The sequence below is a fragment of the Labrenzia sp. THAF35 genome (genome assembly GCF_009363595.1).
Taxonomy (GTDB): domain Bacteria; phylum Pseudomonadota; class Alphaproteobacteria; order Rhizobiales; family Stappiaceae; genus Roseibium; species Roseibium algicola.
Window position 1 is genome coordinate 2,094,239 of record NZ_CP045380.1, and the last position, 20,499, is coordinate 2,114,737.

At 59.7% G+C, this 20,499-nt stretch carries 18 protein-coding genes; 14 read left to right on the forward strand and 4 right to left on the reverse strand.

Features of this window, described 5'->3' with window-relative positions; genetic code table 11:
• The first annotated feature begins 74 nt into the window (after positions 1-74).
• Positions 75-1,694: a GMC family oxidoreductase N-terminal domain-containing protein gene (locus FIU93_RS09650; RefSeq protein ID WP_152505468.1), complete on the forward strand. Its 1,620-nt coding sequence runs from the start codon at positions 75-77 to the stop codon at positions 1,692-1,694.
• A 271-nt stretch (positions 1,695-1,965) separates the two neighbouring features.
• Here FIU93_RS09650 and FIU93_RS09655 read toward each other — a convergent pair whose 3' ends face one another.
• A complete protein-coding gene (locus tag FIU93_RS09655) occupies positions 1,966-3,405 on the reverse strand; it encodes a helix-turn-helix transcriptional regulator (RefSeq protein ID WP_023003698.1) in 1,440 nt (479 codons plus the stop codon).
• A 131-nt stretch (positions 3,406-3,536) separates the two neighbouring features.
• Between FIU93_RS09655 and FIU93_RS09660 the strand changes: the two genes are divergently transcribed.
• On the forward strand, positions 3,537-3,839 hold the full coding sequence (locus FIU93_RS09660) for a LuxR C-terminal-related transcriptional regulator (RefSeq protein ID WP_077291702.1): 303 nt from the start codon (positions 3,537-3,539) through the stop codon (positions 3,837-3,839).
• Positions 3,840-4,117: 278 nt separating this feature from the next.
• Here the strand turns inward: FIU93_RS09660 and FIU93_RS09665 are convergent, their stop codons facing one another.
• Together FIU93_RS09665 and FIU93_RS09670 are read right to left on the reverse strand one after the other, a co-directional pair.
• Positions 4,118-5,056 (reverse strand): LysR substrate-binding domain-containing protein, encoded by a 939-nt coding sequence (locus tag FIU93_RS09665; RefSeq protein ID WP_031270575.1) that lies wholly within the window; start codon positions 5,054-5,056, stop codon positions 4,118-4,120.
• A gap of 228 nt (positions 5,057-5,284) precedes the next feature.
• Entirely contained in the window at positions 5,285-6,088 is an 804-nt protein-coding gene (locus tag FIU93_RS09670; protein ID WP_031270570.1) for a creatininase family protein, read from the reverse strand.
• Between the two features lie 172 nt (positions 6,089-6,260).
• On the opposite strand from FIU93_RS09670, the gene FIU93_RS09675 reads away from it, so the two are divergent.
• The 6 genes from FIU93_RS09675 (at position 6,261) to FIU93_RS09700 (ending at position 11,829) form a co-directional block, all read left to right on the forward strand.
• Positions 6,261-7,256, forward strand: a complete 996-nt coding sequence (locus tag FIU93_RS09675) for a putative metalloprotease CJM1_0395 family protein (RefSeq protein ID WP_152505469.1) — start codon at positions 6,261-6,263, stop codon at positions 7,254-7,256.
• Between the two features lie 178 nt (positions 7,257-7,434).
• The gene (locus tag FIU93_RS09680; protein ID WP_152505470.1) at positions 7,435-8,595 is read left to right on the forward strand and encodes an MFS transporter; all 1,161 of its coding nucleotides are present in this window, start codon (positions 7,435-7,437) and stop codon (positions 8,593-8,595) included.
• A gap of 49 nt (positions 8,596-8,644) precedes the next feature.
• Positions 8,645-9,433, forward strand: a complete 789-nt coding sequence (locus FIU93_RS09685; RefSeq protein WP_062486936.1) for an ABC transporter ATP-binding protein — start codon at positions 8,645-8,647, stop codon at positions 9,431-9,433.
• 227 nt (positions 9,434-9,660) lie between these two features.
• Entirely contained in the window at positions 9,661-10,203 is a 543-nt protein-coding gene (locus FIU93_RS09690; RefSeq protein ID WP_031270568.1) for a MarR family transcriptional regulator, read from the forward strand.
• 149 nt (positions 10,204-10,352) lie between these two features.
• Positions 10,353-10,592 (forward strand): hypothetical protein, encoded by a 240-nt coding sequence (locus tag FIU93_RS09695; protein WP_152505471.1) that lies wholly within the window; start codon positions 10,353-10,355, stop codon positions 10,590-10,592.
• Between the two features lie 256 nt (positions 10,593-10,848).
• Positions 10,849-11,829 (forward strand): hypothetical protein, encoded by a 981-nt coding sequence (locus tag FIU93_RS09700; protein WP_152505472.1) that lies wholly within the window; start codon positions 10,849-10,851, stop codon positions 11,827-11,829.
• Positions 11,830-11,854: 25 nt separating this feature from the next.
• Here the strand turns inward: FIU93_RS09700 and FIU93_RS09705 are convergent, their stop codons facing one another.
• On the reverse strand, positions 11,855-12,733 hold the full coding sequence (locus FIU93_RS09705; RefSeq protein ID WP_209010326.1) for a LysR family transcriptional regulator: 879 nt from the start codon (positions 12,731-12,733) through the stop codon (positions 11,855-11,857).
• Between the two features lie 117 nt (positions 12,734-12,850).
• Between FIU93_RS09705 and FIU93_RS09710 the strand changes: the two genes are divergently transcribed.
• From FIU93_RS09710 to FIU93_RS09735, 6 genes are all read left to right on the forward strand, one after another.
• Complete coding sequence (locus tag FIU93_RS09710; protein WP_152505474.1) at positions 12,851-13,240, forward strand: glyoxalase; 390 nt, start codon at positions 12,851-12,853, stop codon at positions 13,238-13,240.
• A gap of 1 nt (position 13,241) precedes the next feature.
• Positions 13,242-13,913 carry an SDR family oxidoreductase gene (locus tag FIU93_RS09715; RefSeq protein WP_152505475.1) on the forward strand — a complete coding sequence of 224 codons (672 nt, stop codon included), beginning with the start codon at positions 13,242-13,244 and terminating at the stop codon, positions 13,911-13,913.
• Positions 13,914-13,933: 20 nt separating this feature from the next.
• A complete protein-coding gene (locus FIU93_RS09720; RefSeq protein WP_055661147.1) occupies positions 13,934-15,025 on the forward strand; it encodes an alkene reductase in 1,092 nt (363 codons plus the stop codon).
• The gene (locus FIU93_RS09725; protein WP_023003669.1) at positions 15,022-15,360 is read left to right on the forward strand and encodes a hypothetical protein; all 339 of its coding nucleotides are present in this window, start codon (positions 15,022-15,024) and stop codon (positions 15,358-15,360) included. The genes FIU93_RS09720 and FIU93_RS09725 overlap by 4 nt, the downstream gene beginning before the upstream one ends.
• 298 nt (positions 15,361-15,658) lie before the next feature.
• Complete coding sequence (locus FIU93_RS09730; RefSeq protein ID WP_152505476.1) at positions 15,659-17,392, forward strand: serine protease; 1,734 nt, start codon at positions 15,659-15,661, stop codon at positions 17,390-17,392.
• The gene (locus tag FIU93_RS09735) at positions 17,389-20,487 is read left to right on the forward strand and encodes an AAA family ATPase (protein WP_152505477.1); all 3,099 of its coding nucleotides are present in this window, start codon (positions 17,389-17,391) and stop codon (positions 20,485-20,487) included. The genes FIU93_RS09730 and FIU93_RS09735 overlap by 4 nt, the downstream gene beginning before the upstream one ends.
• Positions 20,488-20,499: the final 12 nt, after the last annotated feature.

The following is a 20,499-nucleotide window of genomic DNA, read 5'->3' on the forward strand; positions in this document are numbered from 1 at the left end:
GATGCAGATCATCGAAGTTTGGACCGCAGCAGGAAAGACTGCGGACAGGAAATGGGCAGGAAACGGGAAACGACATGAGCGGTCCGACTTCACTCGATGGAACCTACGATTATGTGATCGTTGGGGCCGGAACGGCCGGCTGTGTTCTGGCAAACCGGCTGACCGAGGATCCTTCGATCAAGGTGCTGCTTCTGGAAGCAGGCGGTTCGGACAATTATCACTGGGTGCATATCCCGGTCGGATATCTCTTTTGCATTGGCAATCCGCGCACCGACTGGATGATGAAGACAGCCAGCGAGCCTGGCCTCAACGGACGCAGCCTGGTCTATCCGCGTGGCAAGGTTCTGGGTGGCTGCACGTCCGTCAACGGCATGATCTACATGCGCGGCCAGGCGGCGGATTACGACCATTGGCGTCAGCTTGGCAACGTCGGCTGGTCCTGGGATGATGTGCTGCCCTATTTCCTGAAGTCGGAAGACCATCATGCCGGAAAGTCAGGTTTGCATGGTGGTGGCGGTGAGTGGAAAGTCTCCAAGCAGCGCCTGAAATGGGAAATCCTCGAAGCCGTTCAGAAAGGCGCACGGGAGTTCGGTGTCGAACCGCGTGCGGATTTCAATGACGGCAGCAACGAAGGCAGCGGTTTCTTCGAGGTCAACCAGAATGGCGGCGTTCGCTGGAACACGGCGAAAGGTTTCCTTCGCCCGGCACTGAAACGGCCGAACCTGCGCTTGATCACCCATGCCGAAACCAGGTCGATCCTGCTGGAAGGCAAGCGCGCAGCCGGTGTTACCTTCACCGTGAAGGGGCAGGAACGGACCGCGCGGGCGGAGCGCGAAGTTCTACTGGCTGCGGGGGCGATCAATTCACCCAAGATCCTGGAGCTTTCCGGCATCGGCAATGGCGCGGTGCTGTCGCAGCACGGCATCGAGGTGAAGCATGAACGTGCTGGCGTTGGCGAGAACCTGCAGGATCACCTTCAGATCCGAACGGTCTACAAGGTCAAGAACGCCAAGACCCTGAACACCATGGCCAATAGTCTTTTCGGAAAAGCCTCGATTGCGCTTCAATACGGGTTGATGCGATCCGGGCCCATGTCGATGGCACCCAGCCAGTTCGGCATGTTCACCAAGTCAGATCCGTCACTTGAAACGCCGGATCTCGAATATCACGTCCAGCCGCTCTCGACCGACAAGCTCGGCGACCCGCTGCATCCGTTCCCGGCAATCACGGTTTCGGTGTGCAACCTTCGTCCGGAAAGCGTTGGTGCGTCACATATTCAGAGCGGTGATAGTGGGCAGCAACCCGACATCAAGCTGAATTACCTGTCGGCGGAAAATGACAAGCTCATTGCCCTCAAGTCCGTACGTCAGGCACGGGAGATCATGACGGCCAAGGCCTTGCAGGCCTACCAGCCGGAGGAAATCCTGCCGGGGCCTCAGGTCGACAGCGACGAGGACCTTCTGAAAAAGGTCGGCGATATCGCCACCACGATCTTCCACCCGGTCGGAACCTGCCGGATGGGGCCGGACGAACAGTCGGTCGTCGATCCTCAGCTGAAAGTTCGCGGTCTCGACGGCCTTCGGGTCATCGATGCCTCGATCATGCCGAAGATCGTTTCCGGCAACACGGCTTCGCCCGTGGTGATGATCGCGGAAAAGGCGGCGGACATGATCCGGATGGAGCAACGGGGCTGAGGGGGCACTGGTCGGAGAAATTGGGTGTGGTTGGTCCATTCTGCTGAAATCTGCCCACCCACTGCCTCATCCTGAGGAAGCGCCTTGGCGCTGTCTCGAAGGATGGGCGGCATATTCTGGGCAAGCGGCCCATCCTTCGAGACGGACCTGACGGTCCTCCTCAGGATGAGGGGGAAGTTGGTTAGGCTGAACTGAGTCGCGCTAACTTAAGCTGAACAAACCTGAATTGAGTTGCTTGCGGCGTGTCCGGCAAGCCTCTGAAATTTCACACCTAATCAGCCGCCTTCACCCGATATGGCACAATGCCGCGCTGGCCTGAATCGATGAAAGGTTCCTTGTCGACGGCCGGGAAGGCGCGCTGGTCGCAATTGTCCCTCGGGCAGATGCGGCAGTTGACGCCAATGGGCTCGGGCGAGGAGATCTCGTCGACCGCAAGCCCGTCGGCATAGACGACCGCATCGGCATATTGCACCTCGCAGCCGATACCAAGCGCGTAGCGGCGCTCGCCGCTGCGGTAGTCCGGCTGGTGCTTGGTGATGCTGGTCGCCACGCAAAGATAGCGTACTCCGTCAGGCATCTGGGCGACCTGCGAGGTGAACTTGTTGGAGTTCTGTTCAAAGGCCTGATGGACGTTCCAGCGCGGGCAGGAGCCGCCGAAGCGGGCGAACTGGAACCGGGTTGCGCTGTGGCGTTTGACGACGTTGCCGGCCCGGTCGATCTTCACGAAGTAGAAAGGCAGACCTTTGGCGCCGGGGCGCTGCAGGGTCGACAGACGGTGGCAGACAGTCTCGATACTGGCGTCCAGCCGGTTGGACAGAAGCTGGATGTCGTGCCGGGTTTCCGCAGCGGTTTTCAGGAAGTCGTCATAGGCCAGGATCAAGGCGCCCGCGAAATAGTTCCGCAAGGCCAACCGCGCGATGCTTTCCGCCGACTTGGTCTTGAACCTTGCCTTGGTGACCTCTTCTGAAATGAGGTCCCGGACACACAGTTCGGCGACGACTGACCCAAGCAGGAAGCTCTTGGTCGATTGCGGAATGGCACTGTAGAGCGCGATGGTGCGGGCGAAATCGTCCTGACGGATCAACGTGCCTCGATAGTCCGGAAATTCCGTGACTGATATACCGAAGCGTTCCTGAAGCCAGGTGGTCAGGGCGGTGAACTTCGAAGGGGCTTTTGAAAGTCCGATTTCCAGCGAGAGCTTCTCCGCTGCCCGGTCGATGCTGTCAACGTAATTGTCCATGTAGTGGAAATAGTCGCGGACCTCTTCATAAGCGGATTTCCGAGGTCCGGGACCGCTTTCCGGACTACCGCCGAGCTGGACCAGATCGTCCTCGTTCGCTTCCCGGTCGTGATAGGTCCGCAGCGCGCCGTAAAGATCCATGATCGCCTTGGTGACGCCTGGTGCCCGAGTGACCAGCTCATGCACTTCCTGCCGGCCGACGGAGGCTGTCAGAAACTGGGTGTCGGCGAAAATTTCCTGAAGATCTTGCACCACCCGGTCGAGGTCGTTCTGCTCGAAAGCCGACAGATCGACGCCAAAGATCCTGTTAATCGTTAGCAACACCGAGGCGGTGACCGGGCGGTTGTTGTTTTCGATCTGGTTTACATAGGCGGTGGACAGGCCGATTTTCTTTGCAAACTCCACCTGGGAAAGGCCGAAATCCGAGCGGATTTGCCTCAACGTGTGGCCGGAATAGAGTTTTTTGCTCACGCTTGGCACCCTTCAGGATCAAATTGCAAAACTTTAACATTATGCAGTATGCATTTTAACATTTTACAATAGCCGGATAATCATGAAAAGTCCTGCCACCACGGAGGAATACAAACCCAAGGAACATAGTGATGACCGCTCATTTCGCCTTGCCGACAAGTTCCGCAGTCAATGGTAGCGCCGGCCCGTTCGCCGCAGGCATCCGTTGGCCGATCAACCTCACCGACCTGGTGACGCCGCGCCAGCTGGAAATCATGGTGAAGCTGTGCGAAGGCAAGGTGAACAAGCAGATTGCCTATGAGCTGGACGTGTCGATTGCGACCGTCAAAGCGCATATCCGCAATGCCATCACCCGTCTCGGGGCGAAAAATCGCACCAATGCGGTTGCCATCGTCGCTGCCAACAGCGCGATTTTCCAGAACGCAGCCGCCTGATCTGGTGACAGACCAGCCTTCCGGACATCCCGCCAGAGACCTGTGGGTGTCCGTAGGTGTGTCAAACTGAAATACCGGTGCAGCCAGCTCGACTTTGTTTGATCAGGCGTGCGTCTGACAGATTGTGCAAGCCCCATCGACCGCGGAATATCGCAAGAAAATAACCGCGAACCGCAGATTGTCTGACGGCGGGACCGCCGTCAGTCGCTTGCATTTGGTCGTCGAAAACTGCTTCCCGACACCACTGAACATACGGGCCGGACGTTTCCGGCAAAGGATCAGGCTGTCCGCTTGATCATGGATGTGCGGATGCTTTCCACTTCCGCGGCAAGGAAGTCGCAAAAGTCCTTGGCGACAATGGAAATCGGCCGGTGGGTCGGTGTGAGGATCGACAGGCTGTTCTGTATGCGCGGCCGGAACGGACGAAAGACGATCATGGGTGGGCCCATGCCGAGCCGACCTTTTTCCTGCGCATTGTAGGCCGTGATCATGTCGCACATCAGGGCGCAGAGGCCTGCTTCGACGAAGCGGAGCCCAAGCCAGGCCGTCTGAAGTTCGAAGCGCTGGTTGAAGCGAACTCCGGCATCGCGAAAACGGGCGAGTGTCTGCCGGTGGCTGCGATGTTCTGAATGAAGCAGCGCCAGCGGATATCCATCCAGTTCAGTCGGGGTAATGACTTCCTTTGAGGCCAGGGGGTCGGTCGCGGGGATCGCGCACATGCATTCCAGGTCGAAGTCGATCTGGTCGAAGGAATTTCTGGCTCTCGGTGTTTCTGCAAATCCGATATCGAATTGCTGTGCGGCGATCAGTTCCTCGATTTCGGCTGACGTTCTGCTGGCCAGGGCAACCTTGACGCTTGGCTTGTCGGCAATGAACTTCGACAGGCTGTTGGGCAGAAAATCGGCCGTCGCTTCCGGTATGCCAGCGACCCGCAGTTGGCCGTGTTCCCGGTTGGCGAGACCGCGCAGGGTGCGCTTGGAAATTTCCAGCCGCTTGAGAATGGCTTCCGCTTCTTCCAGGAAGAATTCCGCTTCCGGTGTCGGAACCAGACGGCCTTGCTCGCGAACGAACAGTTTCAATTCCAGTTCGGTTTCAAGACCCGCGATTGTGGAGCTGACTGCAGGTTGCGTCCGGCCAAGCGTACGCGCGGCTTCAGAAATCGAGCCACTTCGCATGACCTCTCGAAAGGTCGCCAGTTGCCGAATAGAAAGATTCATGGTTCTGCGAGAACCGCCCTCTCAAATCTCCACCTTTATTAATGTGTCGCCTAAACAGGTGCAGGTCAACACATGCAGAGAATTGTTGTGTATTCTTGTGGGTTTAGCTGAATAAACGCGAATAATACCTGCTTTAATTCCGTAATATTGCTATATTACGAAATCGAATGCTTCCCTTTGCGTAAGCTCAAGCCGTCCCGGCAAGCTCGGGACGAATTCCGACTGGTCTCAAGGTGCCGGTGACCAGAGCCTTGCAAGATCGAAGTTGTTGACGTCTTCAAGCAGCTCGATAAAGCCGCGTGCTGCGTGATCGAGCGATTGCCGACCCTTTTCAGCCGTGGCCAGCGAGGCGTTGCCGAGCGCGCCCGTTACGTTTAGGTCCTGCGCTTTCCAGCCGTATTGGGCTTTGCCGTGGCCACGCAGATGCTTGAATTCCTGCAGGTAGGTTTGCTGTTCCGACGGAAAATCGGTGGCAAGCTCCATGCGGACAAGATCAGGACGCAGATGTAACATCAGTGATGTTTCGATGTCGCCGCCATGTATGCCGTAGGTGAATTCCGCGTCGGCATACAGCCCGTCGGGCTGACCGAACCGCAGCCAGTTGGTGGCGGTGACGAACATGTCGTGTTTCACGCGTAGCTCCCGCGCCACGATATCCAGAACAGGAACGTTGCCGCCATGGGAGTTGATCAGCACAAGTTTGCGAATTCCGGCACGAGCGACGCTTTCACCCAGCTCTAGCCAGGCGCGTGTGACCGTGTCCCAGGCCAGGGTCAATGTACCGGGTGAAGAGATGTGTTCGTCCGATTTGCCGACGGCCTGTACGGGTAGAAAAGTGACAGGCAGACCAGAGGGCAGAAGCTCGAGTACCCGCTTGACCTGACCTTCTGCAATCGTCGTGTCCGTCGACAATGGCAAATGCGGGCCGTGCTGTTCGATGGCCGCAACGGGAAGAACCGCGATCCAGTCTTCAACTCCTTGCGACTGAAAGTCGAGGGTTGTCATGTCTTGCCAATACGGCTTGGGCAGCATGGATCCGTTCCGCTTTGAAGATACGTCACTTTCTCCTTTGCATAGCGTGTCCGGGCAGGCAAGAGGCGGTAGCAGAACGGCCATTGAGCGAGTGGGTCTTCACGAACTTATGATGCCGGATTCTTAACCGGTGTTTAGAATTTGCTGACGCCTTTTTGGGACAATCCGCGCCATGATCGGCGCAATCCTGTCAAATACGCCGGCAACGATCCTGAGAGGAAGCGGTGTCGCGGCTGAACGCGATCCTGGTTCTGGGGAAAATACCCAGGGCCGGGACCAGGCTTCTGCGCGTGCAAGCCAGGCAAGTGCCCAGGCAATCTCTGCCCGTGCCGGCAACACGCCGATCTTGACCGCACAAGCCGTGATCGCCCTGCAGGAAGCCGACGGGGCTGCCGATGCGCCGGGTAGATCCCGCCAGGCAACTGCACCCGGAACTCCCGAAAGCGAAGAGACCGAGACCGGAACGCCCGCAAATGCGGCGCCTGCTGGCGACAGTGCTGATGCGGAGGCCGAAGCCGCCAGCGGTGGAGCTGGCCAGGCGCAGGATGATGCTGCAAAGGACGAAGATCCTGATGGCGACGGCCTTGACCAGGCCGAGGAAAAGCAGGTCGACAAATTGAAACAGCGTGACCAGGAAGTCCGTGCCCATGAGCAGGCACATGCCCGTGTTGGCGGTGCTTATGCCGGGGCGCCCAGCTACACCTTTCAGCAGGGACCGGACGGCAAGCGGTATGCCATAGGGGGCGAGGTCCAGATCGATACCTCCAAGGAACGCACACCGGAAGCCACGATCCGCAAGATGCAGGTTGTCATTCGCGCTGCGACCGCACCTGCCGATCCGTCTTCTCAGGATCTGAAGGTGGCGCAGCAGGCAAGGGCCCAGATTTCCGAAGCGCAGGCAGAAGTCCGGCAGAAGAAGTCGGAAGAACTGTCCGGGGATGATGACGACGGGAATGTCAATTCCGCCTCCGGTCCCGATCTTGAGACTGTCGGTGCGGACAGCACGACTGGCCGGAACAATTCTGGCGGCTCGGATAGTGCCGAGACTGTTGGCGGAACGAGCGGGGACAGGGCCCGGGCGGAAACCGCTGCAGCCATTTCCGCCTATCAGTCCGCAGTGGAGCGGACCAATGAAATCCAGTCCCGTCTGTCCGGGCTGGCCACTTGAGCCAGCAATCCTGGTCCTGCACAGAATCGAGACCTGGCTGCAGGCATTTTTTCCTATCGCGGAAGCTGGTTTAAGGCGCTGCTTATTTCACCCGGAATGATGCTTGTCAGGCTGGCACTTGCGTGACAGAAAGACGGCTCCCTTTCGGGCGCTCGCCCTCCCAGAAAATGTTAGCTCCATGTCAGTTTCAATTCAGCGCCAAGCCATTGCCGCGCGTCGTGTCGTTTCGGCGATCTTCTTCATGTGCGGAACCAGTATCGGTACGTGGGCATCGCGAATTCCCAATATCAAGTCTGCAACCGGGCTCGATGAAAGCGGCTTCGGCATTCTTCTGCTTGTCATGGCTTGCGGTGCGTTTGTCGCCTTTCCCATTACCGGAATGCTGATCGACCGCCTGGGCGCGGCCCCCATGACAAAGTTGCTGGCCGTCGCCAACATCATCAGTTTCGTTCTGATCGGTCTTTCGCCCAACGTGGCCCTGCTGACAGGGGCATTGTTCCTGGCAGGGCTGAGCATTGGTGCGCTGGATATTTCCATGAACGGCTGGGGTGCTGAAGTGGAAAAGGCGCTGGAGCGTCCGATCATGTCCTCCTATCACGGGCTGTACAGCCTGGGTGCGGGTGTTGCTGCCCTGGCCGGCGGGCTTGCGATCATGGCGGATCTCAGCGTGCTGTCGCATTTTGTCCTGTGGGGCATCGTCGCGGCGCCATTCCTTGTCTGGTATTGGCGCCAATCCTGGCCGCAGACCAAGACGGAAAACGAAGATGGCAGCAAGGCACCGCTTTTCGCGCTGCCCAAGGGGGCTCTGGTGCTGGTCGGGCTGATGGCGCTGGTGGCAGCGCTGGGTGAAGGCGCAGTTACTGATTGGGCCGCGCTCTATCAGATCGAGGATCTTGCCATTGCCGAGTCGATCGCGCCCGCCGCTTTCACGATTTTTTCTATCGCCATGGTGATCATGCGCCTGTCCGGTGACAAGGTGATCGCCCGCTTCGGGCCGGTGCCGACCGCGCGGGTCAGCGGTATCGTCGCGCTGCTCGGGTGCATCCTGCTGGTCTCCGGCGCAGGTCTGTGGTCTGTGTGGGCCGGCTGTTTCGTGATGGGCCTTGGATATGCGGTGCTGTTTCCGCTGGCCATGTCACGGGCAGCCAGTGACCCGCACATGTCGAAAGGGGCTGCCCTTGCGGCCGTTGCGACACTTGGCTATGGAGCTTTTCTGTTCGGTCCGCCGCTGCTGGGCTTTGTTGGCGATTATCTCTCGCTGAGAGCGTCGTTCATCACCGTTGCGGTGCTGACGGTTGCCATTCCGCTGCTTGCGGGGGCGCTCAAGGTCAAGGACTGACGGATACTGTGGAGACGGTTCACCTAACGGGAACGCTGGAAGCGATCACATGACGTCACACAAAAAGGCCCCCGTCGTCGTATCCCTGAACGGTATCGGCAAGGTTTTCGAAAACGGCACGACCGCGCTCGACGATTTCTCCCTGGATGTGCGTGAAGGTGAATTCGTGTCCCTGCTTGGGCCATCCGGGTGCGGCAAGTCGAGTGCGCTCAGGATCATCGCCGGATTGTCAGATCCCAGCACGGGCACCGTTTCCTGGCCGGCGGAGCGAAGCGGGCAGGAGGAACATGAGCTCGGGTTCGTGTTCCAGGAGCCGACCCTGATGCCGTGGGCAACGGTTTTTGCCAATGTCTGGTTGCCACTGCGGTTAAAGGGCGTATCTCGCCAGGCTGCCCGGGACAGGGTGATGGAAGCACTTGCGACCGTCGGACTGGCCGACTTTGCCGAAGACTTTCCCCGTCAGTTATCCGGCGGCATGAAGATGCGGGTCTCGATTGCCCGGGCGCTTGTCACCCGGCCAAAAGTTCTTCTGATGGATGAACCCTTTGCCGCGCTTGATGAAATCACCCGGTTCAAGCTTAACAACGACCTGCTGCACCTGCAGAAGACCTTCGGCTGGACCGTGCTTTTCGTGACGCATTCGGTATTCGAATCCGTCTATCTCTCCAGTCGCATCGTGGTGATGGCCGCCCGGCCAGGCCGGGTGATACGCGAGATGGAAATCGACGCGCCTTACCCGCGAGAAGACAGTTTCCGGACTTCCGCCGAATACAGTCAATATTGCCGCGAGGTTTCCGATGCGCTGCATGGCGCACTGGAGCCGGCTGACGCGCTTTGAAAAGGCGTCGGATGTCCATGGTAATGGTCTGTATCACGGTTTGACAGAGGCACGTCAGCGGTCGGTACCTCAAAAGTTAGCTGGATAACAGGCGCCAAGTCTGCGCAGTCTCAGTAAAATCGACTTTTCCCGGGCGAGTGTCATTTGACGGTTAAATACTCCCGCTAGGGTTCCGCCGCATCATTGATGAACGTGATTCGAGTTGATTGGAAGACGGGGTTGCTGCGATGGCTTTTAATTACAAGAAAAGCATAACGTTTCGGCTGGTTCAGGCGGCGAAGGCGCAGCGGGCCCGGTCCGGGGCGCATCTAATGCGAATCGGGCTGCACCCCGGCCAGGAACTGGTGCTGAAGGTTCTGGCAGATACGGACGGGCGCACAATGAGCCAGCTGGCTCTCGCGCTTGGTGTGCAGCCGCCCACCGTCACCAAGATGGTGACCCGGCTTTCCAGTCAGGGATATGTTCGCCGCCAGGTTTCCGACACGGACGGCCGTCTTGCCCGCGTTTATCTGACCGATGTCGGCCGTGAACTGGTGCTGTCGGTGGACAAGGCCTGGAAGCGTCTGGAACGGGAAGCCATGTCCGGTCTGGAGGACAAGGACCGCAAGAAACTGCGGAAGCTGCTGCGGCAGGTCGAGAAGAACCTGTCGATTTCCGTCGACGACGACCCGGAACACGAGGCCGATTTCGACACAGACGGCGATGAAGTCGCGGAAGCCGAAGCCAAGGAAAAAGACAAGGCCAAGGCGAAGGAACTTTCAGTGGCCTGATCCGCGTCTGGCTCCCGAAATTCCCGCCAGCCGCCAGGTGGCACCATGTGCAGGGCGGCCGGGAAAGATTACAAATCCGTCATTTGAAAAGGGGCGTTGTGCTTCTTACCTCCGTCGCAGCCAGACTGGCACATACGGAGGATGCACACATGCAACTGAGGTATCGGACGATAAACGAGGACCGCGGTGCCCGCCGGGCAGCAGAGCTGCGAGACCGGTTCCGGCACGTGTCGGATGCTTCCATCAACCACCCGCAATTCGGTTTGAGACAGGGTGCGCAAGCCCGCACCTGGAGCGAGGTCAGATCCCGTCAGTCTCAATTTCAGGAGCTCATGGCCTGGAGTGTGCTGGCGGTGGTGATGGTCTTCATCGGATTGATGATACTCTAGACATCGCTGCCATCCTGGCTGAAACCGGCCGGTGACGCTTCGGACAAAGCGGCACCGGCACGAGATGAACACGCGGCGAACGGCTGGACCGTTCGTCGCTTTTTTGTGTCTACCGGCCATGGCCCATCTGGGGGATGCAGGGCTCTGCTCTCCGGCGCTAGAGCATTCGCGTTTCACAAACGGTTGATCCGGCTTATGAAGATTGTCGAGGACGTCGCAAGCAACCGCTGTCGTCAACAGCAACTGGGGGAATGCCATGAGTGCCACGATGACTGGCGGGAGAAAGAATTGGTTCGGGCAATCCACAGCCGTCAGGCGCGGCAAAGCTGCCCGGCCCTCTGCGACGCTGGATCACGGCAAAACCCTACGGCCTTTCCTGGCATTCATTGTTCTCCTTGCCGGAACAAGTTCAGCGGCAACCGCGCAGACGCCTGATCCCGAACCGAAATTGCCGGCGGGTCTTGAAGCCGAGATTGAGTCTTGCAAGGCGGATCCAGCGAACCGGATCGGCGGCGCCGCGATTGGCGAGTGCCTGGAGGACCGGGCAGCGGAACGGCGGGCGGAACTGGACCGCAGACGCGAAAAACTCGCTGAACGGCTCTGCAATCCCGCGCATACGAAACAGCTGTTTGAAGGTGGAAAAACCTGGGAGGCGCTGCGCCAGAGCGAATGCGGATTGCTTGGTAAGCTCCCGGGAAATACCGCGTCCTATATCAACATGGCGTCCTGCGAGATGACGCTGGCATTTCAGCAAAGCGAGGCGCTGGCTTTACTGGAGGATTTTGCCAATCCGTGGTGCCCTTCCTACGAACTGGTCGAAGACGCAAGCCGGAAGGGCGAGCCGGTGCCGGGCGAAGCAGTCGAGATTGTAGGCAGCTCCCTGTCGTGGACATTCGAGCCCACGCCAGACGCCCGGATCGTCGTGTCGGACAGTGTGTCCGGAGAGGTCGTTCCACTTGATATCTCTGGCTGCTCGTTTTGTTCGGGTGATGCGGACAATTGCGAGCAGGACGGTATCTACACCATGCGCGAAGACCCGGAACGTCCGCTTTTTGTCGCGGTTTGCCACAAGGGCGCACATTCCCAGCGTCTGACCCTGTTCGACCCGGTTGTCCGGGGCGCTGAACCCGTCGTCGAGAGTACGGGCGAATATTTCATCGAATGGCAGATTCAAAAGGGACGGCTGGAGTACCGGCCGGACGGGGCAGGGGACGCAGTCTGGCCCGAATACGACTGACCAATCGCTGTCGGCTGGACTGCCTTCATTTGAATGCAGGTTCCAGTTCCTCCAGCAAGGCCTTGATCCGCCGCACCCCCGACCGGCCTTTTGGATAAACAGCCTGTAGCCCGGCGGGGGGCAGCTCGAATTCCCGCAGCAATGGCACGAGTTTGCCCGCTGCCAGGTCTTCAGCAACATCCCACTGGGACTTGCGGGCAATCCCGAACCCGGCGAGACACCAGTCGCGCACCAGTCCGCCGTCATTTGCCGTGCGCCGTCCACTGACCGGACAGCGCACTATCTTGCCGTCGATCAGGAACTGCCAGGCATTGTCGGGCTCGGAGCCAAAACGCATCAGCAGGCAATCGTGCCGGGTAAGGTCCTGGGGATGGTGCGGACGGCCATGGCGTTCCACGTAAGACGGAGCCGCACAGACAATCCGGGCGCTGGCCGCAAGCTTGCGGACGATAAGTGTTGAATCCTTCAACTCACCATACCGGATCGCAAGGTCGTACCCCTGCGAGGCAACGTCCACGAAACCGTCGCTCAGGTGAAGATCGATCGTCACGTCCGGATGAGCTTCCAGAAACCGATCCAGCACTGCCCGAAGGCGTGTTCTGCCGAGGTCAAGCGGTGCTGACAGGCGAATGGGTCCGGCCAGTCTTTCCGCGCCTAACCGGATACGGGCATCCAGCTCTTCGGCCTCGGCGAGCAGGCGACGGGCGCCGTCCAGCAGCAAGCGCCCTTCCTCGGTCAGACTGAGGGCGCGCGTGCTCCGTGTCAGTAACCTGACGCCATAGTGAGCCTCAAGTGCTGCCAGCCGCTCGGACGTCGTAGCGGGGGAATAGCCCATCTCCCTGCCCGCGGAGGCAATGCCTCCCGTTTCTGCAATGCGCACGAACAGTGCGAGATTGTCCATCATTATTCGAAAATTCCGAATTTTGGTTTCGGAATTGTCTCAATTATCTGGCTCTGTCGCAAGCATTAGGTTCGTGGGCAACAACGGCAGTCAGATGATTGCTGCCGGAAAGGAAACGGGATGCTGCTCGATCATATCACCATTAGAACCCACGATCTGGTGACGACACGTGCCTTCTTCCTTCGGGTCTTCGACGGTCTGGAGGAGCGTCCGCGTCCTCGCCGCATCCGCCAAATTCCGGGGCACTGGCTCTACTACGGCAATGAACCTCTCATTCATCTGATCGGAATTCCTCCACACGCAGAAGAGGATCGGCAGGCCGACGGCTGGGACCACATCGGTTTCCGCCTCGAAGGTTACGAGGCCTTCCGGGCAAAGCTGGAACGGCTTGGCATTGCCTATTCCCCCATGGAGCTGCCGGAACTGGGCGAGCGTCGTCTGTTCTTTCGCACGCCCACCGGTCAGCTGATTGAAACCGTCTTCCGGGAAACCGACCAAAGGAGTGCGTGAGATGGCATTTACCCAGGAAACAAGAACCGTGGTCATTGGCGGTACATCCGGCATCGGAAGTGCCGTGGCCGACGTGCTGGAAAGCCGGCCGGGAGAGGTCTTGCGCGCAGGGCGCTCCAATGGACTGGACGTTGAAGACCCGAAAAAGGTTGCTGTCTATTTCGCCGCGATCGGTCCGGTTGACCATGTGGTTTTCACGGCCGGCAGCCAGGCGCCGGGTGGACTTGTGTCCGGTCTTGATCTCGAGGCAGCCAAAACCGCTTTCGACACGAAATTCTGGGGTGCGGTCGCGGTGGCGCAGGCTGCGGCCAAGCATGTTCGACCGGGCGGTACCGTAACATTCACCAGCGGTTTTTTGGCGCGGCGAACGGTTCCCGGAACCTTTGTGAAAACCGCAATGAATGCGGCGCTGGAGGCAGGTGCCAAGGTGCTGGCGAAGGAGCTTGCTCCCGTCCGGGTCAACGTCGTCAGCCCGGGCCTTACCGATACATCCGCTTACGCCGCAATGGATCCGGCCGCCCGGACAGCCATGCTGAACAAGGCTGCAGAGGCCCTTCCCGCCGGGCGTTTCGCAAAACCGGCGGATGTTGCAGCGGCTTATGTCCTCCTGATCGACAACCCTTCCATGACCGGTGCCGTGATCGATGTCGACGGCGGCGCTCTGATCAACTGACGTTTGTGAAAGGACTTTCCATGACCAGTCTGTTCGACCGATATGACCTCGGTTCCCTTGCCCTGCCGTCGCGCATCGTGATGGCTCCTATGACGCGCTCGCGCAGTACGCAGCCGGGCAATGTGCCCAATGACATGATGGCGGATTATTACGACCAACGGGCAAGCGCCGGGATGATTGTCAGCGAGGCCACGCAGATCTCATCGCAGGGCCAAGGTTACAGTTTCACACCCGGCATCCATTCGGCGGAACAGGTCGATGGCTGGCGCAAGGTGACGGACGCCGTTCACCAAAAAGGCGGACGCATGGTGTTGCAGCTCTGGCATGTCGGCCGCATGAGCCATGCCCAGTTCCAGGGTGGAGGTCAGCCGGTTGCTCCCTCGGCCATCGCCCCGGGTGCGTCCATCTGGGCGGTTGATCCGGAGACCGGGCAGGGTGGCATGATCGAATGTCCCGTTCCGCGAGCACTCACGGCCGAGGAAATTTCTGCCATCATCGAGGACTACCGGACAGCTGCAGCCAACGCCAGGGCAGCCGGGTTTGACGGTGTCGAGATCCATGCCGCCAATGGGTATTTGATCGACGAATTCCTGAGATCGACCTCCAATCGGCGGACGGATGCTTATGGCGGCAGTCAGGAAAACCGCATCCGGTTTGCGCGGGAAGTGGCCGAAGCCGTTTCAAAAGTCATCGGGGCGGAGCGGACCGGCATTCGCTTTTCACCCTTCATCACCCAGCGTGGCATGGACGATCCGGCAGCACCTGAGACGATCCTGAAGCTCGCCGGGGAACTGGACAAAATCGGTCTTGCCTATGTTCATCTTGCCGAGGCCGATTGGGACGACGCGCCTGAAACGCCCGAAAGCTTCCGGGCTGCCTTGCGAGAGGTCTACTCCGGTACCGTCATTGTTGCCGGAGGCTATACCAAGGTGAAGGCAGACCGGATCCTTGCAGATGGATATGCGGACCTCGTTGCCTTCGGTCGTCCTTTCATCGCGAACCCGGACTTTCCGCGCCGCCTGGCGGACGGATTGCCGCTTGCCGATTTCGATGGGTCGACGCTCTTCGGTGGAGATGCCGCAGGTTACACAAGCTATCCGGTGGCAGCATGACCAACCCAATGAGCAAGGCAGAGATCGCAATGGCGACCGACAGGGTCGGGACGCATCTGGTGTCGGAAGAAAACGGCGTGAAAGTCTGGCATCTTCGACTGGCGCCGGGAGAGACGCTGCCCGCCCACCGGCACGAGCGGCCTTATTTCTGGAGCGTCCTGACCGATGGCAAGGCGACTTCTCGTCAGGCGGATGGCCGCATTCTGGACGTGACCTACAGGGCGGGTGATACCCGGCATATGTCAGATCTGTCGCCGGATACGGCCTTCGTGCACGATCTCACCAACACGGGCGAAGCGGAACTTGTTTTCGTGACCGTCGAATTCGTTCGGTAAACGGGTTTCGGCGTCAGGACGAGTGTAAGGAGGACGATACCTGTTGCTTTGCTGCGAGCGCAGGATCGTCCTTTTCAGCGTCTGCAGCCGCATCAGGCGGCGTATACTTGTGCGTTTATTTTCAGCTTGAATGACGCTATAATTGTGCCCTTGGGTTCCGAAGCCTGGGAGAACGTGCGGTTGGCCGTATTTTGACCGACAAGACGCATATTCTCATCCGATCGTCGGCGGTTGACTGACGTGTCGGCTCGAAGAGACAGGCTCGATTGATTTAACGATTCTCGATACGGTGTTGGTCATGCCGGTAACCAGTGCAGAGCTGAAGCAGCATCTGGAGCAGAACGAAGCGGCTGTCGACAGGGTGTTGCGCCGGGTTCAGGGGTTCACGGATTCCCTGATGACGCTGGATGCCTTGCGCAGCACGGCGGGCATCACCGGGCAGCCTCTTGAAGAACTGCTGGCTGATTATCTGAACGAGGAAAATCTTGGCTGGGAGTTCATGTTCCACCTCACCCAACCAATCGAGCCGATCAACGCCGCCAATTTCGACCTCGAGGATCTCGGTGATTTCGCGCACAAGATGCTGGGCTTCAAGCTGTATGTTTTCGACGAAATAGGGTTTTGCGGTATCGCGACACTCGTGTCTCACCGGCTCGCGTTGACCGCCTGGCATGTGACAGTCAAGGACAAGCGGAAGGAGCGCCGGTCCGGCCTCACGGTTCGCACGCAAGAAGGGAGCAAGTCGCTGCGCGTGCTTGGTGTGCGTTTCGAGATGCCTTGCCATGACGATCAATGGGATGTCGGTCTGCAGGACGGGGATATCCTGCGTGCCAACCCGGATGTCGCCTTGCTCGCCATCGAGCAACCGATGACAACGTATTACGAATTGCCGGCGAAACCTCCGGCGTGGATCACCGGGCGGAGAAAGCTTTGCCTGAGCCACAGACAGGACGACAACGGCAGGGGCGTCACCTTCGTTACCGGTCGTGCGACGATCGATGATCCGCCTCGTATCCAACTGGAATGGGAGGACGGTGTCACCAGACCCGGGTCGTCAGGCGGGTCGGTTTTCGACACGGATCTTGCATTCGCCGGCTTCCATCAGGGGCAGCTGAACGGCGTTTCCGAGATCGTTCCTTACGCCACCTTCGCCGGCATAGACGAATTTACACAGGCAATTGCGGAGGACCGGGCCCCGCCTTACATCTATTCGCTGACAGGGCGTGTCGATGGTCATCTGATTATCGGACGGCAGCGCTATTGTCATGCCATCCATGACGTGGTGCGGGGAGCCGCCCGTCACTTGCGCGGGATCTGGATCAAGCGGATGGAGATCGACCAGACGACGGGACTGGAATTTTCCTACGATCTCTTGTGTCAGGTTCTGGCGCAGAACGGTCAAACGGCGCAGGTGTTCAGGGTTGAACTGTTTCTGGGAATGGAAGACCTGCTGGAAACGCTGAACGAGAGATTGCACGGCGGAACGCCGCTGCTGGCACGGCCGGGGGCTGCGGACGACGAAACCAGTGAAGGGGCAAGCGACAAGGACCGCGCCAGACAACTGGTGGACCTCCTGGCCAAGACGACCGGCGCAACCGCGGACAAGCCGAGCTGGATTTATTTCGACAATCCGCGCGGAGGCTTGCGCAAGGCGGCACAACAGCAACTGGAACTGCTTCTGGCAATGATCCTGAGCGATACGCGCCTTCGATTTGTCATGGCCGGTGGAGAGACATACAGCGTTCCGGGGCCAAAGGCGGAAAATGCCAGTGCGCTGACCGGGCCGGGAGTGATGGTGGATTACATCGGCCAGTTCGACCGCGAGGATGTCCGTCATACGCTTGAGGCGATCAACCGATCGCTGGGGCTTGGCCTGCCGACGCATGTGGTCGATTTCGTTCTGATGCAGGCCCTTCACGGCGTGCAAGCCCAGGGAACGGTCTATCGCAGTGCGGAAGTGAAAACCGTTTCGGAAAATTTGCAAAGGTCTCTCGCACCGTTGCTTCCGGCCGAAGGAGCATCATCGCCATGAGCAAGGACGGTGACCAGCTCGCGGAAGGCCTGAAGGCGGCCATGCGGTTTGCCGCAACGCGCAAAACCTTCACGCCGCGTGATGCGGTGGAGGCGGCGTCCAAGGTCTTGCAGGACAAGCTGACGCCATTGACGATTGCCCGGCTGCTGACAGAGCTCAACAAGGTCGTCCTGGAAATTTCCTCCGAGCCGGTCTGGTCTCTTCGCAACGGGCCTCGCCATGGTGTGCTCAAGACCATCGAAACACCGGAGGAAGACACACCTGTTGCCAGAGCCCTGCGTGGTGACGAACCGTTCTCGCAGGAGACCATCGAACGACTGATTGCGGAGACTCCGGATCTGCCCGAGCAGGATCAGCTCAAACGGATCGAAGAGATATCCGATGACCTCGACAGGGCCGGACCGAGTGCGCCTGCCTATCCGTTGCTGGTGCGCCTGCGCGGTGTCATGAACCGCGTGGATGCCGCAAGGCGGGCCAATGCCATGCTGAGCCGGGAGTTTTTTGGCCGGGAGAAGGAACTGGCCCGCTTGCTCGACTGGTGCGCGCGGCCCCAGGAAAAAACACCTGTCAGCGCCTTGTTCATCACCGGTCTGCCGGGCATCGGCAAATCCTTTCTGATTGACCGGGCAATGGCGGAACACAGGTCTGTTCAAAAGGCGCCAATCGTTCTGCGCCTGGACTTCGACCGGCGCGGGCTGAACCTGGAAGATCCCGACAAGCTGGTGCATGAGCTCTCCCGCCAGCTGGGCGATATCCTGACGGACGAAGCCCCCAGACTGCGCGACCTGAGGCTCAAGTATTCCGGCAATGCGGAAACGACCGGCACGACGGTGAGCAGTACCCTTTTGCCGACCGAGCTGGTCGATGCCATGGGCGCTGCGGTGCGGTCGCATGGCGGGCAGGTGGTCCTGGTGCTGGATACGCTTGAAGTGTTGCGCGGTCATGGCGAAACCCGGCCCATTCTGCTGTTCGAGGTTCTGGACAATCTGGTGCGGGCCGGGCTGTCGCCGATCTCGATCATTGCGGCCGGACGGGGAGATGCGCTCGATTCCGTCCGTAAACGCATTGAGGGACCGCCTCTGGAGCTGGAAGGCCTGAGCGAGACGGAATCCCGCAATCTTCTGGACAAGTTGGGGGCTCCCCCGGACTTGCATGACAGGATCTTCGAACTTTCGCGTGGCAACCCGCTGATGCTGCGGCTTTCAGCCAAGGTAACGCAGGCGGAGGACTTCGATCCGGGTGAACTGGAATACGGCGAAGCAGGCAGCATCACGGAAGCCTATCTTTACCGGGCTATCCTTTCGCGCATTGACGACCCGCTGCTGGCGAAGCTGGCACATCCTGGTCTTGTCCTGCGCCGGATCAGCGCCGAGGCAATCCAGTTCGTTCTGGCGCCGGCGCTCGGGCTCGGTGAGGATATCGATGAAGCTGCGTCCAGGCGACTTTGGCAGGAACTCAGCAGCCACCATTGGCTGGTGGCCGTTGACGGTCAGGACTGGCTGAAACACCGCAGCGACCTGCGGCGGGAAATCCTGCCCATGCTCTACGTCGAAAAGCCGGAGCTGGCCGCAAGAATAGACCGGGCGGCGGCAAACTGGTTTGCCGGGTTCGACCGTGAGACCGCGCTCTATCATGCCTTCCAGGCGACGCGGGCCGGAGACCCGATGCCCGAATTCACCGCAGCCGATGTTGCGGGCCTCAGCGAAGATGAACTGGACGAGCTTCCACTTCCGGCGACGAATGCCATCCTGCAGGAGCGCGGCGAGCGCTCACGCCGGGCGCGCTATACCAGCAGCGAGCAGGGAACATCCGAACCGGTTCCGACTTCGAAAGCGGAGGAGGTCGAGCCGGAGCTGATCCGCGAACTCGAACTGACCCTTCGGCGGGGCGATGTGTTCGAGGCCGATCATATCTTCACCCTCAACAACGCCTTTCCGCGAAATCCGTCACCTTCCCGTCCCGAAGCTGCTGCCACGCTTGCCTATTTCTGGCTCTCCGGCCAGTGGGCGCGGGCCATGTCCCTTTGGCGGAAGCTGCCGAACTCCTTGCTCGAACGATTGAGCCGGGAAGACCCGGGCCTCTACGGGCTGGTCCTGCTGGAAATCGAGGCGGAAGCGGATTTCGACGGACTTGTCGCCCGGTTGCGGGGTGATGAAAAACTGGCGGCAACAGCCTGGCAGGCGCGTTCCGAGGGTTCCAGGATTGCCCTGAAGGGGGCGCTGGAATTCGCTCTCATGGCCAGCCAGGAAGGGCGGCCGGAGTATGTGGAGATCCTGGATCCGGTTGCCATGTCCGTCTTCAGGTTCGGCGAGAGGGTTTCGGAATACCCGGCAGATGCAATCCGGCAGGGTGCCAACCGCGCCGAGCGGTTTGCGATCATGACTGGACAGCAGCATCCCGACACGGATCAGCACACCATTGCCCGAATGAACCCTGCGATCGCGCCCTTGAGCGTTCTTGCACGCATTCAGCACAGTCCGCGCATGGCGCAATATCTGCGCGGGTTTTACGAGGGGTTGCATGAAACGCTGGAGATGCTGGGAACGCCTGATCTCTTCGACAGTTTCGAACGCTATTCCAGCGACATCGAGATCGAAGGACCGGAAATTCTGGGGGCACTGGGCCTTACTTGCGACTGGGTAGGGGCATTTGCAGTGTTCAATGCTGTTCCGGATGCGCCGACGGTTGCGCGGGCGGCCGAACGCTGGCGTCGCTTCAGTGGCGGTATCTGGTCCTACCCGGGTACGCCGCCGTCTTACTGGGGCAACGGCGAGAGCGATGTCTTGCTGATGGCGCGGGTCAACAGTCTGCTTTCGCGGAAGGATCCGCCGGCAACCGCCCGAGCGCTGTTGCGGCGATTGGCCTATGCGGCCGACTATCCCGACACGGAAGAAGGGGCCCGGCGTGCCCGGAGTGTTTTCGAGCGACGGCTGATGCGGCCTCTGGCAATGGCGATGACCGCGGGCTCTGCCCAGGACATTGCAGCTGCCCTTGCACCCAGGCTCATGGGGCCAGCCCTGGCAGCGGCGTTGGCCGTGATCGGGGCTGATGCTGCGAAAAGAAACGAACCGGTCGACGCGTCGACATTGTTCTAGTCGCGTGCGTTT